The 17,337-nt window shown below is 71.9% G+C and carries 19 protein-coding genes and 1 riboswitch; of the genes, 2 read left to right on the forward strand and 17 right to left on the reverse strand.

Translation table 11 applies throughout. The annotated features are described in order from the left end of the window. Nucleotides 1–107 precede the first annotated feature (107 nt). The gene (locus V1457_RS00400; RefSeq protein WP_200070014.1) at nucleotides 108–251 is read left to right on the forward strand and encodes a hypothetical protein; all 144 of its coding nucleotides are present in this window, start codon (nucleotides 108–110) and stop codon (nucleotides 249–251) included. On the opposite strand, the gene V1457_RS00405 is transcribed toward V1457_RS00400, so the two are convergent. From V1457_RS00405 to ftsZ, 11 genes are all read right to left on the reverse strand, one after another. Continuing rightward, nucleotides 226–636: a hypothetical protein gene (locus V1457_RS00405; RefSeq protein ID WP_338598942.1), complete on the reverse strand. Its 411-nt coding sequence runs from the start codon at nucleotides 634–636 to the stop codon at nucleotides 226–228. The two genes, V1457_RS00400 and V1457_RS00405, sit on opposite strands and share 26 nt — an antisense overlap. A 76-nt stretch (nucleotides 637–712) precedes the next feature. After that, nucleotides 713–1,630 carry an RluA family pseudouridine synthase gene (locus tag V1457_RS00410; protein ID WP_200070368.1) on the reverse strand — a complete coding sequence of 306 codons (918 nt, stop codon included), beginning with the start codon at nucleotides 1,628–1,630 and terminating at the stop codon, nucleotides 713–715. A gap of 11 nt (nucleotides 1,631–1,641) precedes the next feature. Then, complete coding sequence (gene lspA, locus V1457_RS00415) at nucleotides 1,642–2,268, reverse strand: signal peptidase II (RefSeq protein WP_407074737.1); 627 nt, start codon at nucleotides 2,266–2,268, stop codon at nucleotides 1,642–1,644. A gap of 53 nt (nucleotides 2,269–2,321) precedes the next feature. After that, the gene (locus tag V1457_RS00420) at nucleotides 2,322–3,686 is read right to left on the reverse strand and encodes an aminotransferase class V-fold PLP-dependent enzyme (protein WP_338598950.1); all 1,365 of its coding nucleotides are present in this window, start codon (nucleotides 3,684–3,686) and stop codon (nucleotides 2,322–2,324) included. 43 nt (nucleotides 3,687–3,729) lie between these two features. Further along, a riboswitch (SAM riboswitch) is annotated at nucleotides 3,730–3,845 on the reverse strand. Nucleotides 3,846–3,931: 86 nt separating this feature from the next. Next, nucleotides 3,932–4,423: a hypothetical protein gene (locus tag V1457_RS00425; RefSeq protein ID WP_338598953.1), complete on the reverse strand. Its 492-nt coding sequence runs from the start codon at nucleotides 4,421–4,423 to the stop codon at nucleotides 3,932–3,934. Nucleotides 4,424–4,504: 81 nt separating this feature from the next. Then, the gene (locus V1457_RS00430) at nucleotides 4,505–5,341 is read right to left on the reverse strand and encodes a DivIVA domain-containing protein (protein ID WP_200070019.1); all 837 of its coding nucleotides are present in this window, start codon (nucleotides 5,339–5,341) and stop codon (nucleotides 4,505–4,507) included. A 62-nt stretch (nucleotides 5,342–5,403) separates the two neighbouring features. Then, nucleotides 5,404–5,700: a YggT family protein gene (locus V1457_RS00435; protein WP_200070020.1), complete on the reverse strand. Its 297-nt coding sequence runs from the start codon at nucleotides 5,698–5,700 to the stop codon at nucleotides 5,404–5,406. Nucleotides 5,701–5,719: 19 nt separating this feature from the next. After that, nucleotides 5,720–6,355, reverse strand: a complete 636-nt coding sequence (locus V1457_RS00440; protein ID WP_295139565.1) for a cell division protein SepF — start codon at nucleotides 6,353–6,355, stop codon at nucleotides 5,720–5,722. A gap of 70 nt (nucleotides 6,356–6,425) precedes the next feature. Further along, nucleotides 6,426–7,163 carry a YggS family pyridoxal phosphate-dependent enzyme gene (locus tag V1457_RS00445; protein WP_295139562.1) on the reverse strand — a complete coding sequence of 246 codons (738 nt, stop codon included), beginning with the start codon at nucleotides 7,161–7,163 and terminating at the stop codon, nucleotides 6,426–6,428. Beyond that, nucleotides 7,160–7,879 carry a peptidoglycan editing factor PgeF gene (gene pgeF / locus V1457_RS00450; RefSeq protein ID WP_295139560.1) on the reverse strand — a complete coding sequence of 240 codons (720 nt, stop codon included), beginning with the start codon at nucleotides 7,877–7,879 and terminating at the stop codon, nucleotides 7,160–7,162. Before pgeF ends, V1457_RS00445 begins: the two co-directional genes overlap by 4 nt. 114 nt (nucleotides 7,880–7,993) lie before the next feature. Beyond that, a complete protein-coding gene (gene ftsZ, locus V1457_RS00455; protein ID WP_338598960.1) occupies nucleotides 7,994–9,451 on the reverse strand; it encodes a cell division protein FtsZ in 1,458 nt (485 codons plus the stop codon). Nucleotides 9,452–10,028: 577 nt separating this feature from the next. On the opposite strand from ftsZ, the gene V1457_RS00460 reads away from it, so the two are divergent. Beyond that, nucleotides 10,029–10,937, forward strand: coding sequence for an SDR family oxidoreductase (locus tag V1457_RS00460; RefSeq protein WP_338598963.1), 909 nt, complete (start codon nucleotides 10,029–10,031; stop codon nucleotides 10,935–10,937). Here V1457_RS00460 and V1457_RS00465 read toward each other — a convergent pair. From V1457_RS00465 to murC, 6 genes are all read right to left on the reverse strand, one after another. After that, nucleotides 10,921–11,913, reverse strand: coding sequence for a WYL domain-containing protein (locus V1457_RS00465; protein ID WP_338598966.1), 993 nt, complete (start codon nucleotides 11,911–11,913; stop codon nucleotides 10,921–10,923). The genes V1457_RS00460 and V1457_RS00465 overlap by 17 nt on opposite strands. Before the next feature lie 52 nt (nucleotides 11,914–11,965). After that, a complete protein-coding gene (locus V1457_RS00470; RefSeq protein WP_338598969.1) occupies nucleotides 11,966–12,787 on the reverse strand; it encodes a carbohydrate ABC transporter permease in 822 nt (273 codons plus the stop codon). Next, nucleotides 12,777–13,673, reverse strand: a complete 897-nt coding sequence (locus V1457_RS00475) for a carbohydrate ABC transporter permease (protein ID WP_200070028.1) — start codon at nucleotides 13,671–13,673, stop codon at nucleotides 12,777–12,779. Before V1457_RS00475 ends, V1457_RS00470 begins: the two co-directional genes overlap by 11 nt. Continuing rightward, complete coding sequence (locus tag V1457_RS00480; protein WP_338598976.1) at nucleotides 13,670–15,019, reverse strand: sugar ABC transporter substrate-binding protein; 1,350 nt, start codon at nucleotides 15,017–15,019, stop codon at nucleotides 13,670–13,672. The genes V1457_RS00475 and V1457_RS00480 overlap by 4 nt, the downstream gene beginning before the upstream one ends. A 147-nt stretch (nucleotides 15,020–15,166) precedes the next feature. Then, entirely contained in the window at nucleotides 15,167–15,898 is a 732-nt protein-coding gene (locus V1457_RS00485) for an FtsQ-type POTRA domain-containing protein (RefSeq protein WP_338598979.1), read from the reverse strand. Beyond that, a complete protein-coding gene (gene murC, locus V1457_RS00490) occupies nucleotides 15,895–17,277 on the reverse strand; it encodes a UDP-N-acetylmuramate--L-alanine ligase (protein ID WP_233627393.1) in 1,383 nt (460 codons plus the stop codon). Before murC ends, V1457_RS00485 begins: the two co-directional genes overlap by 4 nt. Nucleotides 17,278–17,337: the final 60 nt, after the last annotated feature.

The raw sequence follows: 17,337 nt of genomic DNA on the forward strand, positions 1-17,337 counted from the left end.
GACCGGGGGACGACCCGCAACTGCCACGCACCTCGGCGGCCTAGCGTCAACGGCATGAGGTCGAAGCGGAAGCGAGCCGCTTCCCGGTGTCGCGAGGAGGAATGGTGTTGCCCGCACTTCCGCTGCCCGCATTGCTGCTCGGCGTCGGATCGGCGCTGATGATGATCGGGATCGCCGAACTGGCCGGCCGGTCGGCCGCCGAGCGCGGCCGGGAGCCCGCGGTGACTACTGCCCGTCCCGGCGACGCTTGATCCACCCGAGCGGCCCGCCGGAGCGCTCCTCGTCACGAGGTTCCTGCCGCTCCCGGCGTTGCAGCGTCGGCCAATCCCCGGCGTCGCCGTAGGAGTCGCCCGGTTCCGGCGGTGCGCCACCGAGAACGGCCGGACCGCCCCGGCCGAAGTCCTCGGCCTGCACCAGCTCGGCGAGTCCGGTGTTCACCCGCTCGTCCGCATCCGCCTGCGGGCTCCGCTGCGGTCCGATTCCGGCAGCGACCGGCCCCGCGGCTGCGATCGGCCCGGTCGCGGTTTCCTCCGCAGGTGCAAGCGGTTCCGGCTGCAACGTGCCGCGCCACGACAATCCCATCGGCGGGGTCGGGGTGTCCTCGACGTGCTCGTGCCGTTCACCCGCGTTCGACATCGCCCCTCCCAGCCCGCCCGATCTCGGCGGATTTCACCAGATTACGCGATGCGAGCCCCGGAGATCGCCGATTCGGCTAAGCGTCCTGCGCGCGCAGCACATCCAGCGCGTGCTGCAGGTCGGCCGGGTATTCGCTGGTGAACTCGACCCGAGTTCCGTCAGCAGGATGCTCGAACCCGAGCGAACGGGCGTGCAGCCACTGCCTGGTGAGCTCCAACCGCCGTCCCAGCACCGGATCGGCACCGTAGGTCAGGTCGCCAGCGCAAGGATGCCGCAAGGCCGCGAAGTGCACCCGGATCTGGTGCGTGCGCCCGGTTTCCAGCTTCACGTCCACCAGCGACGCCGCGCGGAACGCCTCCACCGTCTCGTAGTGGGTGACGCTCGGTTTGCCGCCGGTGACCACCGCGAACTTGTAGTCGTGCCGCGGATGCCGGTCGATCGGCGCGTCGATGGTGCCGCGGCTCGGATCGGGATGGCCCTGCACCAGCGCGTGGTAGCGCTTTTCCACCGTGCGTTCCTTGAACGCCCGCTTCAGCGCCGTGTAGGCGTGCTCGCTCTTGGCCACGACCATCACGCCGGTGGTTCCCGCGTCGAGCCGGTGCACCACGCCCTGCCGTTCGGCGGCCCCCGATGTCGCGATCGGGACGCCGGCCGCGGCGAGCCCGCCCACCACGGTCGGGCCTTCCCAGCCGGGGCTGGGGTGCACGGCCACTCCGATCGGCTTGTCCACCACGACGATGTCCGCGTCCTGGTGCAGGATCTGCAAGCCCTCCACCGGCACCGCCACGACCTCCGGTTCGGGCCGGGCGGCCGGCAGGGTGACCTCCAGCAGCGACCCGGCGGGCAGCCGGTCGGACTTGCCGACCTGGGCGCCGTCCAGCAGCACGTCGCCTGCTTCGGCGAGCCCGGCGACGGTGTTGCGGGACAGGCCGAGCAGTTTGGACAGGCCCGCGTCGACCCGCATCCCTTCCAGCCCGTCCGGGACCGGCAGCATCCGCAGATCGCTCACGACCGCTCCTTCTTCCGGTGCACCGTGCCGTCGTAGTCCCGGCCGAGCAGGGACATCAGCACCACGAGCACGCCGCCGCACACGATCGCCGAGTCCGCGACGTTGAACACCGGCCACACGCTGCCGTCCGGTGCGAACAGCGAGACGAAGTCGACGACGTGCCCGCGCAGGAACCCGGGTTCGCGGAACAACCGGTCCACGAGGTTCCCGCAGGCCCCGCCGAGCACGAGCCCGAGCCCGATGGCCCAGCCGGTGGAGCGCAGCTTCGGCGCGAGCCACAAGATCACGCCGACGACCACGATCGCCAGCAGCGCCAGCAGCCACGTCATACCGGTGGCCAGCGAGAACGCAGCGCCGGGATTGCGCACCAATACCAGGTAGACCGCACCGCCGAACAGCCGTGCGGGCGGCTGGTCCTCCAGTGCGGCGACCGCGGCGACCTTGGTTAGCACGTCGGCCGCCAACAGCAGCGCGGCGACGCCGAACAGCAGCACCAGCAGCCTGCGCGGGCGCGGGGACTCCCCCGTGCTACCGGAGTCACCAGCCCCGCTGGAATCCCCCGCGGCGGAGCCGCCCGGCGCGGCAGGTTCGGGCTGCTCGGGTTCGGATCGCTCGATGTTCACTCGTCCCATTCTCCCCGAGCCGGAGACCGCCCTCGCATCGGCTCGAACCCGGGTCAGTTCAGCGCCGCCGGGAAACCCCGCGGATCGTGCTCGGGCACCCAACCGCCTTCTACCAACGCGTACCTCGAGCTCGGCCCGTCCGCGACCAGCCCGCGCAGCGCGTCGACGAACCTGTCCACGTGCTCGGTCGTCGTGCCGAGCCCGATGCTGACCCGCAGCGCGCGCTGCGCCCCGGAACCCGCCAGCAGGTGCCGCACCGCGCGGTGCGCGCAGAACAGCCCGTCCCGCACGCCGATGCCGTGCTCGGCGGACAGCGCGCTCGCGAGCAGTCCCGGGTCGCGAGCCTGCCCGGCATCGCGATTCTGCCCAGCATCGCGATCCGCCACGGTCAGGCTGACCACTCCGACCCGCGCGTGCTCGGGCCCGAACAGGCTCAGCTCGCGCAACCCGGGGATGTCGCGCAAGCCCGCGCGCAACCGAATCAGCAGCGCGTCCTCGTGCGCGATGATCGACTCGGCGTGCTCCGACCACACCCGGCAGGCGGTGGCCAGCGCGTGCACGCCCACCGTGTTCGGCGAACCCGCTTCGTGCCGTTCCGGCCCGGTGTTCCAGTCGATCACGCCGTCATCCGGCACGGCGCGAGTCGCGCCGCCGCCGGCGAGGTAGGGCGGAGCCGCGTCGAGCCAGTCCGCACGGCCGATCAGCGCACCCGCCCCGAACGGCGCGTAGAGCTTGTGCCCGGACAGCACCACGTGGTCCACGCCCAGCTCGGCGATCCGCACCGGCCGGTGCGGGGCGAGCTGCGCCGCGTCCAGCAACGTGCGGGCACCGCGCCGCCGCGCGACCCGCGCGAGTTCGGCGACCGGCCAGAGTTCACCGGTGACGTTGGAAGCACCGGTGAGCACCGCGAGCTTCGGCCCTTCCGGGCAATCCGCGAGCGCTTCGTCGAGCGCCCGCACGGCTTCGTCCGCGCTCGCCGGGATGCCGAGCCGCCGGACCTCGCTTCCCCAGGGCAGCAGCGCCGCGTGGTGCTCGGTGTCGAACACCACCACGGACGTTCCGTCCGGCACGGCCGCCGCCAGCAGGTTCACCGCGTCGGTCGTGTTCCGCGTGAAGATCACGGAGTCATCGCGGCGCGCGCCGACGAACCGGCGCAGAACGTCCCGGGCGCTTTCGTAAACCCGCGTGCAGACCTGGGAGGCGAATCCCGCGCCGCGGTGCACGCTGGCGTACCAGGGCAGTAACGCGTCGACGGCGTCGCGGACCGCGGTCAGGCACGGCGCGCTGGCCCCGTGATCGAGGTTGGCGTACTCGGCGGTGCCACCGGTGATCAGCGGCACCCGCAGCCCGCTACCGACCACACCGGGCACTTCGACGTCCACATCGGACTGCTGCGGATGCTCGACGGCTGACGACACGACATCTCCTCGGGTCACTCCGGACCCGCCAGCGTCCGTGCCAGGCCCGCGCTTGCCGGATCGCCGCACGCGACCGGCCAGGTCCTCACCCGGGGCACCCCACCGCGGTCGGAGGGTTGCCGGCCAGCAAACCGGGGTTTACCGCTGGCACTCATGACCTTCGATCAAGAGGTTAGAACACGCTGTTAGGTCCGCCGCCACCGGGTATCGGTGTGCGCGGCAGCCAGCTGGCAGCCCGCGGTACGTCAGCCCGCGGTCCGCGCCTGCCCCGCCAGCACGGCGTCGGGCGTGCAGCGGGCGCAGGAGGTGAAGCCCAGTTCGCGGGCTTCGCGCACCGGCAGGCTCAGCACCTCGCGGTCGCCGAGCCAGCCGCACGCGGCCAAGTGGTATCGCGGGCGTTCGTCGACCACGACCACTTCTTCGTCCGATTCGGACACCAGCAGCGCGTCCGCCGCGTCGGTGTCCTCCTCGGCCGGTTCGTCCCCCGAACCGTCCTCGACCGTCGCGGACTGCGCGGACGTTCCCTCGCTGGAATCATCCGCGGGCACTGCGGGGCCGGGCCCCGACGGCGACGAGCTCGCCTCCCGTCGCCGTCGGAGCCGGTCCACCACGAGCAGGACCGCGCACACCGCGCACAACACGACCGACAGCCACGACCACGCGGGGCTGCCGATCACCACCGAGGTCACCAGGACACCGGCTGCGGCCAGGACCAGCGCCAGAACCACCAACAACACGTCGGACTCCCACTCACCGAACGACCGCCTGTGACGCCCTCGCCACGCTCACCGTGCACGGGCGGCGTCCGGGAACGCCGACTAGCCCGCCTCTGCCGCGCGGGCGCCGAAGCTGTAGGTGTTCTGCTGGGCCGAGCTGCGACCGTTGCTCTCGGCAGGAGCCGCCGACCCGCGGTCCTGCAGTTCACGCAGCTGCGATTCCAGGTAGGTCTGCAACCTCGTGCGGTATTCGCGCTCGAAGGTGCGCAGCGTGTCGATCTTCTTCTCCAGCGCGTTCTTCTCCTGGGTGATGTTGCCCATCACCTCGGCGTGCTTGCGCTGGGCATCGCGTTCCAGACCGGCGGCCTTCTCGCGGGCCTGCCGCTCCAGGGTCTCCGCGCGCGTGCGCGCGTCGTTGAGCATCGTCTCGGCCCGGGTGCGGGCCTCGTTGACCATGCTTTCGGACTTCGCCCGGGCGTCCGAGAGCAGTTGCTCGGACTTGGTGCGGGCCTCCGAGAGCATCCCGTCGGCCTCGGCCTTCGCCTCACCGGTCAGCCGGTCGGCCATCTCCTGCGCCAGGCCCAGCACCTTCGCGGCCTGCACGTGGTGATCTCCACCCGGGGAGGTCTGCTCGGCAGCGGTCGGGGCCGGGACCGGCGCGAGCCGACGCGGTTCTTCCGCCGGAGCGGGGGCGGCGGGAGCGGCGGGGACCGCGGACGCCTGGCTGCGGGCGTCGTCGAGGTCGACCTGCGCGGTCTGCAGCTGGTTCTCCAGCTGCTCAACCTGGCTGCGCAGGTCGTTGTTCTCCTCCACCAACCGGGCGAGCTCGGCTTCGACGAGGTCGAGGAACGCGTCCACCTCGTCCTCGTTGTAGCCGCGCTTCCCGATCGGCGGTTTACTGAACGCGACGTTATGCACGTCGGCGGGGGTCAGGCCCACAAGATCACCTCACGCACTCTTCGGCTGCGGGTCACCCGGGTTCCCCGTTACCCGGACTTCGCTCAATGTCCCAGCAGCAACCTCAACAGCAGCTGCATCAGTATGTACACAACCAGCAGCAGCACCATAATGGATAGGTCCAGCCCCACTCCGCCGATCCGGACCGTCGGGATCACCCGACGTAGCAGCCGGACGGGCGGGTCGGTCACTGTGTAGATGCTCTCCAACGCGATTGCAACCCCTCCAGCGGGGCGCCAGTCGCGGGCGAACACCCGGACGAGTTCGATCACGATACGGGCCGTGAGCAGCAGCCAGAAGAAGAAGACCGCGTAGTAAAGGATGATCAGGAGCAGTTCCACGGTTCAACTCTGCCACCGGTCACCCGTAGTTGAAAAAGGCGCCCTCGGCGAGCTTGCGCTTGTCCTCGGCCGCGACGTCCACGTTCGGCGGTGAGAGCAAGAACACCCGGTTGGTGACCTTCTCGATCGATCCGCGCAGCGCGAAGGCCAGACCTGCGGCGAAGTCGACCAGCCGCTTGGCGTCCGCTTCGTCCATCTCGGTCAGGTTCATGATCACCGGACTGCCGTCCCTGTACTGCTCGCCGATCGTGCGCGCCTCGCTGTAACTGCGCGGATGCAGCGTTGTGATCTTGCTCAAGTTGAACATGCTGCCGGTGTCGGTGACCGCGCGCAGCCGGGAGACCGACTCGCGTTCGCCGCCCGCCGGGCGGGACGGCGCCTCCGCGGGCCACTGCCTGCGGACCGGGGGCTTCACCTCCCGGTGATCGTCCGCGCGCGGCACGTCCTCGTAGGGTTCGCTCGCGGGTTCCGGCTGGTAACCGCCGCGCACGCCGACGCGGCGGCGCCCGCCGATCCGGTCGGCCGGGGCGTCGTAGCCGTCGTCGACCGGGTGGCGGTCGTACTGGCGGTCGGCGTAGGTCTCGTCCTCGAATTCCTCGATCTCGTCGGCCGGGACCATGCCGAAATATGCCTTCAGCTTGTGCAGAGCGCTCATGGCATGACCTTCCTCCGCGACTCCTACGAGCCGAGCGCGGTACGACCGGCCGTCGACCCCCCGCCGCTGGCTACGGCGAGATTAGCCCGCGGCCTCCTAGCAACGCTGTTCCGACACGCACTCGCGTGGACCCGTGCGCTACGGCACTCTCCAGATCTCCGCTCATGCCCGCCGAGATTTCTTCAGCCTCGGGGTGATCCTGGCGCAGCCGTGCGGCGATCTCGGAAAGTGTGTCGAACGCCACTTCCGGCCGGACGTGCTGCGGAGCCACCGCCATCACTCCCCGCAACCGCAGCTCACTCGTCGTCGTGATCACCTCTGCGAGTGACCTGACCTCCGCAGGTGGGCACCCGCCGCGGCCCCGCGCCTCGTCCAAGTTCACCTGAACGAGAACTTCGAGCGGGCGTGTCCGCTCCCCCGCTGCGAGCGCGTTCGCCGTCGCCCGGTCCAACGCCTCGACCAGGCGCGGACTGTCCACCGACTCCACGACGTCCGCCCAGCGCACCACCGAACGCGCCTTGTTCCGCTGCAGCTGGCCGACCATGTGCCAGCGGGCGCCGGAGCGCGGGCGCAACTCGTCGAACTCGGCGACCTTGCCGCGCGCCTCCTGCTCGCGGTTCTCCGCGAACTCCCGCAATCCCAGGTCGGACAGTAGCGCAACGTCGCGCGCCGGGAACGTCTTGGTGACCGCCAGCAGCTCGACCTCAGCCGGCGCACGACCGGCGGCGTGGCACGCCGCGGCGAGGCGCTCGTGGACCTCTTTGAGCGACTCCGCCAGCTCCGCGCGGCGACAGTCGTCGTCGGTCACGGCCCCTCCTCGGGTTCGGCCCACACGACGGCCGCGAAGCGACCGGTGCGGGGTCCGTCGCGGCGATGGCTGAACAGTTCCCGGGTTTCCATCGTGCAGCGCGGATCAACCCCGATCTTGCCGATGCCCGCGCCCGCGAGCTGCTCCCACAGCCCGGCGCGCAGGTCCAGGCCGGGAGTTCCCTTGCGGGTGCGGCAGGCGCTGCCCGGCAGGTGCTGCTCGACGTCGTCGCGCATCGCGGCGGGCACCTCGTAGCACTCGCCGCAGGCAGCGGGGCCGAGCAGTGCCTCGACGCGGTCGACGTGCGCTCCGGCCTGCTGCATCGTCTTGAGCGCGGCGACCAGCACGCCCACCCGGGCACCGACCCGCCCGGCGTGCACCGCGGAGACGACGCCGCTGACCGGATCACCGAGCAGCACCGGCACGCAGTCCGCGACCAGCGCCGCCAGCGCCAGGTTCGGCTGCGCGGTCACCAACCCGTCCGCGGCCTCCACCGGCTCCGGCTGCGCACCGTCGACCAGCGCCGCGTGCCTGCCGTGGAGCTGCTCCATCCACACCAGCCGTTCCCGGCCGAGCCCGATGCCCTCGGCGAGTTTGCGCTCGTTGGCAACCAGCGCGGCGGGGTCGTCACCGACGCGGCCGCCGAGGTTGAACGAGTCGAACGGCGGCCCGGAACTGCCGCCTTCCCGCGTGGTGATCACGCGCCGGATCCGCACCCTGTGCCTCCCTGCTCCGGGGCTGCGCCCCGGCCGACGAAGGGTGCCCGCACGAACGGGCACCGGGGCGAAACCTCGCCCCGGTGCCGATTCTCGCCCATGCCGCTGCGGCGATCACCGCCGCATGAAGGGGGGAATGTCCACGTCGTCGTCGTTGTCGTCGGCGACCGGCATCGGGCGTTGCGGCAGCGAACCGCTCATGCCCTGGTTGCCGGTGTGTGTCGGATAGCCGCCGCTGGACCGGGTCGGTACCGAGACGCTGGGCGCCGCGCCTTCCCCGTAGGCCGGCCGCTGCTGCTCCTGGCCGGGCCGCTGCTCGTAGTCCGGCGCGGACGGCTGCTCGCCCTGGTCGCGGCCGACCGGTTCGCGGCGCTCGGGCTGCGGCTGCGGGGCCGACGGCGGTTGCGGGGCCGGTGCCGACTGCGCGGTGGGAGCCGGTTGCGGCGACGGTTGCGCGGGGGCCGGTTGCGCAGGCGCCTGCTGCTCGACCGGCTGCGGCCGGGCGGGCGGGGCCTGCGCGCTCGGCGTCGATTCGCCGTCCACGACCTGGCCCTCGGTCACCTGGGTTTCGCCGGCTTCGTCGGTGCCGCCGATCTGCTGCGGGTCGAGCTTCTTGTGCGTCGGCGCGCCCGCGTCGAACCCGGCGGCGATCACGGTCACCCGCACCTCGTCCCCGAGCGAGTCGTCGATCACCGTGCCGAAGATGATGTTGGCTTCGGGGTGCGCGGACTCCTGCACCAGCGAGGCCGACTCGTTGATCTCGAACAGGCCGAGGTCGGAACCGCCCGAGATGGCCAGCAGCACGCCGTGCGCGCCCTCCATCGAGGCTTCCAGCAGCGGCGAGTTGATCGCCTTCTGCGCGGCCTGCACGGCTCTGCCCTCGCCACGGGCCGATCCGATCCCCATCAGCGCGCTGCCCGCGCCGGACATCACGCTCTTGACGTCGGCGAAGTCCAGGTTGATCAGCCCGGGCGTGGTGATCAGGTCGGTGATGCCCTGCACACCGGACAGCAGCACCTCGTCCGCGGAGCGGAACGCGTCCATCAGGCTGACCCCGATGTCGCCGAGCTGCAGCAGCCGGTCGTTCGGGATCACGATCAGCGTGTCGCAGCAGTCGCGGAGTTCCTTGATGCCCTCTTCGGCCTGGTTCGCGCGCCGCTTGCCCTCGAAGGAGAACGGGCGGGTGACCACGCCGATGGTCAGTGCGCCGAGCTTGCGGGCGACGTCGGCGATCACCGGCGCGCCGCCGGTACCGGTGCCGCCGCCTTCGCCGGCGGTCACGAACACCATGTCGGCGCCCTTGAGGACCTCTTCGATCTCGTCCTTGTGGTCCTCGGCCGCCTTGTGCCCGACCTCGGGGGCGGCGCCCGCGCCGAGGCCGCGGGTCATCTCGCGGCCGATGTCCAGCTTGACGTCGGCATCGGACATCAGCAGGGCCTGCGCGTCGGTGTTCACCGCGATGAACTCGACGCCTTTGAGCCCGACCTCGATCATGCGGTTGACGGCGTTGACGCCGCCGCCACCGATGCCGACGACCTTGATCACCGCGAGGTAGTTGTGCGGGGGCGTCATCGGGTCCGCCTTCCTGATCGTGGCTGAGCGCTCTGCGTTGCTCGGACCGCCGCGTGCGCGGTCACCGGGGGTACCGGCCGACTGTCCGGCCGTTGCCGGGGTGTTCCCGTGCAAGCACAAGATCGAAACGCGGTCAACCCTGTACCGGGTGCGGACGTTAGGCATGTCGGCGCGGCCGCGTCCAGCAGCCACGCCGGAAGATCTCCCAGGAGTGTCCCCACGTCACAGCTCCGCCTCGACCGTCGTTCTCGCCTGCCCGTAATCACCTGCTCGCCTCCGCAGGCAGTGCCGCGCTCGTCCGCAGCCGTGCCTTCGTCCGCAGCCGGGCCTTCGTTCTTTGCAGCCGGGTCTTCTTTTTGCAGCTATGTCTTCGTTTTGCAGCTGCACCTTCGTTCGCAGCCGACGCGGTGATCCGCGCGTTACGCGATCACCGCGTCCACCGTACCGCGCGTCCGGCGGCGCAAGGCGGGGCATTCGGCAAAGCGCTCGCGGTGAATCGCGACAGCAGATGTCCGGATTGGGGGTCAGGCTCACCGCGTCGGCCGTTCTGAGCGGCCGTTCGACAGGGAGGAAACGCATGGCTGGACCGCTGCAGGGCAAGGTGGCGCTGGTGGCCGGAGCGACGCGCGGCGCGGGCCGCGGCATCGCCGTCGAACTGGGCGCGGCGGGCGCGACGGTTTACGGGACCGGGCGCACCACCCGCGAACAGCAGTCGGACTACGGACGGGCGGAGACCATTGAGGACACTGCACGGCTGGTCGACGCGGCGGGCGGCGAGGGCGTCGCGGTCCGCGCCGACCACACGCAGCCGGACGAGGTGCGCGAGGTGGTCGCACGGATCGAAAGCGAACGCGGCAGGCTGGACCTGCTGGTCAACGATCTGGGCGGCGAGCACCTGACGGACTGGCACAAGCCGGTCTGGGAGCACTCGCTGCGGATCGGGATCGACCGGCTCCGCGTCGGCATCGAAGCGCACCTGATCACGAGCCATTTCGCGCTCGGGCTGCTGTCGCGCACACCCGGCGGCCTGGTCGTGGAGCTGACCGACGGCACGGCGGAGTACAACCGGCGCTACCGCGGCGACCTGGGCGCGTTCTTCGACGTGGCGAAGACCGCCGCGAGCCGGATGGCGTTCGGGCTGGCCGAGGAGCTGCGCCCGCACGGCGGCACCGCGGTCGCGGTGACGCCGGGCTGGCTGCGTTCGGAGATGATGCTGGACCTGTTCGGCGTGACCGAGCAGAACTGGCGGGAGGCGACCGAGCCGCACTTCGGCATCTCGGAGTCACCGCGGTTCGTCGGGCGGGCGGTCGCGGCGCTGGCCGCCGATCCCGAGGTTGCCCGGTGGTCCGGGCGGACGCTGTCCAGCGCGCAGTTGGCGCAGGTCTACGGACTCACCGATGTGGACGGTTCCCGGCCGGACTGCTGGCGCTACATCGAGGAGGTCGTCGAGGCGGGAAAGCCGGAGGACGTCACCGGCTACCGCTGAGCTGCGCGAGTTCGCCCGCCTCCGCGTAGAGCCCGGCGAACCTGGCCGCGGCGCGCGCCATCCGCCCCCGCAGTTCCGGCGGTGCCAGCACCTCCACCTCGGGGCCGAGCGCGAGCAGCTGGTCGTGGGCGACGTCCAGGGATTCGACGGGCAGCGTGGCCGTGACCAGCCCCTGCTCGTCGGTCTCGCCGTGCTCGGCGTGCTCCGCGGCGAAGCGGTCGAGGTGCACCGGCAAGGCGCGCACGCCTGCGGGCGTGAGCCGGACGGTGACGCTGTCGCGCAGCAGGCTGCGGGCGAAGTCCTCGCTGCGCCGCTGCCAGAATCCGGGCAGGTCGAAGGACTCGTCGCGGTCGAACGGCCCGGCGAGCTCGACGTGCTGGAACCGGTCGGCGCGGTAGACCAGGAACCGCTGCCCGACCCGGCAGGCGACGTACCAGGCGCCCGCTTTGAGCACCAGCCCGTGCGGCTCGACGTCACGCCGGACCTCCCGGTCACCGCGCCGGTACACCGCTCGCACCGACCGGTCCTGCCAGACGGCTTCGGCGAGTTCGCCCAGCAGCGGCGGAGTTCCGCAGCGGCGGAACCAGCCGGGCGCGTCGAGGTGGAACCGCCTGCTGACCCGCTCCGGCGCGTCCTGGGCGCCCGGGGCGAGCGCCGCGGAGATCTTGCGGCGCGCGCTGGCGACCTCGCCGGTCAGGCCCATTTCGGCCGCCGGGCCGGGGATCGCGGCCAGCAGCAGCGCCTCGGCTTCGCCCCGGTGCAGCCCGGTCAGCCGGGTCCGGTAGCCGCCGAGCAGCCGGTAGCCGCCGTGCCTGCCGCGTTCGGCGTAGACCGGCACGCCCGCTTCGGCCAGTGCGAGCACGTCGCGGGCCACGGTGCGTTCGGAGACCTCGAGTTCGCCCGCGAGGTCGGGGCCGGTCATGCTGCCGCGCGACTGCAGCAGCAGCACCAGCGAGATCAGTCTTGCCGCGCGCATGGCTCCCCCTTCCGACCGGCACGCTACGGGCGAGCCCCGACAGACCGACCGATCAGCGCAGCCCGCTGGTCTTCAGTGACGAGATCAGCCAGCGCTGCCCGAGCAGGAACACCAGCACGGTCGGGATCGCGGCGAGCATCGCGGCGGCGATGACGTAGTGCTGCTTGGAGGCGTACTGCCCTTGCAGCGAGGCGATGCCGACCTGCACGACGGTCAGCGACTCGTCCTGCGCCACCGCCAGCGGCCACAGGAAGGAGTTCCAGTTGGCCAGGAAGAACAGCACGGCCAGCGCGGCCAGCATCGGCCTGCTCAGCGGCAGCACCACGTGCCAGTAGATCCGCCAGTGCCCGCAGCCGTCGAGGTGCGCGGCCTCCTCCAGCTCGCGCGGTACGCCGAGGTAGAACTGCCGCAGCAGGAAGATCCCGAACGCGTTGAACACCCCGGGCACGATCAGGCCCGCGTAGGAGTCGACCAGCCCGAGCGAGCGCACGATCAGGAACAGCGGCACCAGGATCACCGGCAGCGAGACGAGCAGCGTCGCCACCACGGAGGCGAACGCCATGCCGCGCCCGCGGAAGCTCATCCTGGCCAGCGCGTAGGCCGCCATCGAGTGCGCGGCCAGCGCGAGCACCGTGACCGCGGTGGCGACGAACGCGCTGTTGGCCAGGTACCGCAGGAAGGGCACCTCGGTGAGCACGTAGACCACATTGGACAGCGTCAGCGTGCGCGGCCAGCTCGTCGAGAACAGCTCCGACTCCGGGCGGAACGCCGCCAGGGCCAGCCACAGCAGCGGGGCCACCGTCAGCAGCGCCGCCAGGTACGCCAGCACCGCCTTCACTCGCGGCTTCGTCGCGCGAAGCGCCTTATTGGGCATCGAACCGCCCTCCCCTGGTCGCCGCGAACAGCCCGCCGGTGATCGCGGCCAGCACCAGCACCAGCAATCCGCAGATCGCCGCCGCGTAGCCGAACCGGCCGAACTGGAACGCCTGCTGGTAGGCGTAGTAGACGACGGTGGAGGTGGCGTTGGCAGGCCCGCCGGAGGTGGTGACGAAGACCAGGTCGAAGGCCTGCAGCCCGGTGACCGCGTTGACCGTCGAGGTGACCAGCACGAAAAAGCTCGTCGGCCGCAGCATCGGCCAGGTCACGTGCCGGAACCGGTGCCACGTCCCCGCACCGTCCACGGTGGCCGCGTCGTAGAGGTCGCGCGGGATGTCGTGCAGCCCGCCGAGGAAGATCAGCATCTGGTAGCCCATCAGGAACCACGCGCTGATCAGCACCAGCGTCAGCAGCGCCAGGTCCGGGTCGCCGAGCCAGGACACCCCGCCGAGGCCGAACACCGCCGAGAGCTTGCTCAGCAGCCCGGTCTTGTCGGTGAGCAGGAACTGCCACAGCAGCCCGACCACGACCAGGCTCACCGCGTTCGGCAGGAACAGCGCGGCCCGCACCGCGCCCACCCCGGGGAAGTGGTCCCGCACCAGCAGCGCAAGACCGAGCCCGAGCGCGAACGCCAGCGGCACGAACAGCACCGCGTACAGCGCCGTCACGCCGAAGCTGCGCCACAGCAGCCCGTCCCCGGCCATCAGCCGGAAGTTGTCCAGCCCGGCCCACTCCACGTTGCCGAAACCGTCCACATCGAACAGTCCGACCACCAGCGCCAGCACCGCGGGGATCGCCACGAACACCAGCAGGCCGATGCCGTCCGGCGCCAGGAACGCCAGCGCCGTGCGGCCTTCGCGGCGCCGAGTCCGCGGGGCCGTCATTGGATCGCCGCCCCGTCGTAGGTGCCGAGGAACGTGTCGATCTGCTCGGCGGCGCCCGCCACCGCCTGCGCCGGGTCGGCGCCGTCGAGCTGGCAGGCCTGCAGCGCGTCGGAGATCGCGCGGTAGACCTCCGGCGGATAGCGCGGTTCCGGTCGCGCTTCGGTCATCACCTCGTCGGCGAACACCCGCAGCGGTCCGCTCTCGAACGCCCCGTGCCGGTCGGCGGCCCGGCGCACCGAGTACCGCGCGGGCAGGTTCGTCTTGGCCTCGGTGTTCCACCGCCGCACCCGCTCCACGCAGGCCGGGTCGGACGAGCCCAGCGCCCACACCACGAACTCCGCCGCCGCGTCCGGGTTGTTGCCCTGGGCGTTGGCGACCATCGCCCAGCTGCCCAGCGCGGTGGTGTAGGAACCGCCCTGCGGCACCGGCATCGGCGTCACGCCGTAGCGGAAGCCGGGCGCCTGCTCGGCGATTTCGGCGATGCCCCAGATCCCGAGCTGCTGCATCGCGCAGTAGCCGTCCGCGAGGTTGGAGATCGAGTCGTTGCCGCCCTCACCCCGCACTCGGCGCGGAGCGGAACCGGCGCGCACGGCGTCCTGCCACCACTGCAACGCGCGGTGCGTGGCGGGTGAGTCCAGCGAGCAGCGGCGCTGGTCCGGGGTGAACACCTCGCCGCCCGCCATCCACATGCACTGGTACCAGGTGTAGTTCTGGTAGTAGCCGGGATTGGTCTCGAACAGCATCCCGAACCGCTCCGGCGTGGTCAGCCGTTCCGCCAGCGCGAGCAGGTCGTCCCAGGTGCGCGGCAGGTCCCCTTCGGACAGGTGCGCCTGCTCGAAGGCTTGCTCGCCGTAGAACAGGGCGAGCGGTTCGATCTCCATCGGCAGCCCGTACACCCGGTCGTCGACGACCCTGGTGGACAGTCCCTGCGGCAGGAAGTCCTCCCGCATCCCCGGTTCCAGGTGCGGGGTGAGGTCGGCGAGCGCGCCGCCGTTGTAGTAGCGCAGGAAGTCGCCGGGGCTGAGCAGGAACACGTCCGGTCCGGCGCCCGCGCTGAACGAGGTCTGCAGCGTCGGCCCGGACTTGTAGTCCTTGTTCGGCACGTACCGCAGGCGGACCTGCACGTCGTGGGTGGCGTTCCACTCCGCGGCCAGCTGCACGACCCAGTCGCTCTGGCTCTTGGTCTGCCCGCCCGGACCGTAGAAGTTCCAGAAGTTGATCTCGTTCGGAGTGCGCGCCGGTGCGCAGCCCGCCGCGGCGCCCGCGAGCACGGTCGCGCCGGCTCCGCGCAGCACGGCGCGGCGGCTGATCCCGGTGGTCCTGCTGATCCCGTAGGCATCGCCCATCCAGCACCCCCAGAAAACGATTGCTGAACGGTAGTCCGAGGCGTGGATCACGGTCAATGCGCTGTTCGGGCCAACGCCGCCGGGGCAGCGCGAGCCGCACAGGTCCCGCGACGGCCGCAGCCGCCTGCGAGATCGACGAGCGGACGCTCAGGCCACGGTGGGCAGCGCGGGGCTGGTGACGTCGTAGACCCGGCCGGGCTGACCCAGCAGCGGCGGCAGGATCGCGGCCTTGCGCGCGGCCTGCTCGTCGTCGCCCCAATGCACCTGGCGGTTCGCGGTCAGCACCAGGCTCAGGTCCTGCGGCTGCTGCGCGGACACCGCCTGGACCTGGCCGCGCAGCTCGGGCGGCAGCGCGGTGAGCGCGTCCAGCGCCGCCCGCACACCGGCCGGGCGGTCGGCGCCGAGGCGCAGTTCCGGCAGACCCGGCGGCGGCTTCGGCGCGCTCCGGAACGCCACCCCGGCCTCGTCCACCAGCCGCGCCCCGCCCGGCTCGGCCAGGTACGCCACCGCGTGCCGCTCGGTCACCTGCAGCGCCACCGTCGACGGCCACTCCAGCCGGACCTGCGCGGAAGCGATCTCCGGCAGTTCGCCCAACCGGCCGCGGACGTCGTCGGTGTCGACGCGCATCATCGGCTGCCCGAGTTCGACCGCGGCGGCCTCCAGCACCGCCTGCTGCGGCGTCGCGGTGAGCCCGTCGACCCGCACCGAACGCACCCCGAGCAGCGGGGTGAAGTACAGCGCCAGCACCACGACGGTGATCACCGCCAGCCCCAGCGGCAGGATCCACCGGCGCGGCTGGCGCGGACGGGCCGCCCGCACCGGGCGGCCGCGGGTGCTGCGCGCACCCGGCCGGTTCGCCGCGCGCCCGGCGGGGCTCACACCGCTTCCCCGGTGGCGGCGCGGTCCAGTTCGGTCAGGATCTCGGCTCCGAGCATGGTCACGTCGCCCGCGCCCATCGTCAGCACCAGGTCGCCCGGTTTCGCCAAGCCCGCCACCAGCGGCGCGGCCGCGGTCAGCGACGGCTCGTAGTGCACCCGCTCGGGGGCCGCCGGGATCGCGTCGGCGATCAGCGCACCGGTCACGCCGGGCTCCGGGTCCTCCCGCGCGCCGTACACGTCGAGCACCACGATCTCGTCGGCCAGCGCCAGCGCGGTCGCGAACTCGCCCGCGAACGCGGCGGTGCGGGAGAACAGGTGCGGCTGGAACACCACGACCAGCCGCCCGTCCGCGGCGACCGGGCGGGCCGCGCGCAGCTGCGCGTCCACTTCGGTCGGGTGGTGCGCGTAGTCGTCGTAGACCTGCACCCCGGCGGCCTGGCCCTTGAACTCGAAACGCCGCCGCACTCCGCCGAACGCGGCGAGACCGTCCAGCAGCCCTTCCAGCTCGGCACCGAGTTCCAGCCCCGCGAGCATGGCGGCGACCGCGTTGCCCGCCATGTGCTCGCCCGGCACCGAAACCTGCACGTCCACGCGGTGCGCCGGGTGGTCCGGCCCGGCGTGCAGCTCGACGGTGGCGACCCCGGCGCCGTGCTCGGGGCGGTAGCCGACCAGGCGGGCGTCGCCGTGCCCGGTGACCGAATGCCCGTAGCGGCGGACCCGCAGCCCGGCGAGCTCGGCGCGTTCGGCCAGCGCCGCCGCGCCCGGGTCGTCGGCGTCGGCGATGAGCACTCCGCCGGGTTCGATGCGGCGCACGAACTCCTCGAAGACCTCGGTGTAGGCCTCCGCGGTGCCGTGGTGGTCGAGGTGGTCCGGTTCCACGTTGGTGACCACCGCGACCGACGGCGCGAACACCAGGAACGAGCCGTCGCTCTCGTCGGCTTCGGCGACGAACACGCCGCCTTCCCCGTGGTGCGCGTTCGCGCCGGAGTCGTTGAGGTCGCCGCCGATCGCGAACGACGGGTCCAGCCTGCAGTGCTGCAACGCCACGGTGAGCATCGACGTCGTGGACGTCTTGCCGTGTGTGCCCGCCACGCAGGCCACCCGGTGATCGGCCATCAGCGCCGCGAGCGCTTCGGCGCGGCGCAGTACGGCGACTCCGCGCCGCTGCGCTTCGAGCAGCTCCGGGTTGTCCGGGCGGATCGCGGTGGAGACCACGATCGCCGTCGGGTCGCGGTCGAACTGGTCCAGGTTCTCCGCCCGGTGCCCCAGCGCCACGTGCGCGCCCTGCGCGCGCAGTGCCAGCACGGTGCGCGAGTCGCGCGCGTCGGAACCGGACACCTGGCGGCCGCGGGCCAGCAGGATGCGGGCGATGCCGCTCATCCCGGCGCCGCCGATGCCGACCAAGTGCACTCGGGACAGCAGGTCCTCGTCGGGTCGCTC

The organism is Saccharopolyspora sp. SCSIO 74807, from assembly GCF_037023755.1.
GTDB classification, from domain to species: domain Bacteria; phylum Actinomycetota; class Actinomycetes; order Mycobacteriales; family Pseudonocardiaceae; genus Saccharopolyspora_C; species Saccharopolyspora_C galaxeae.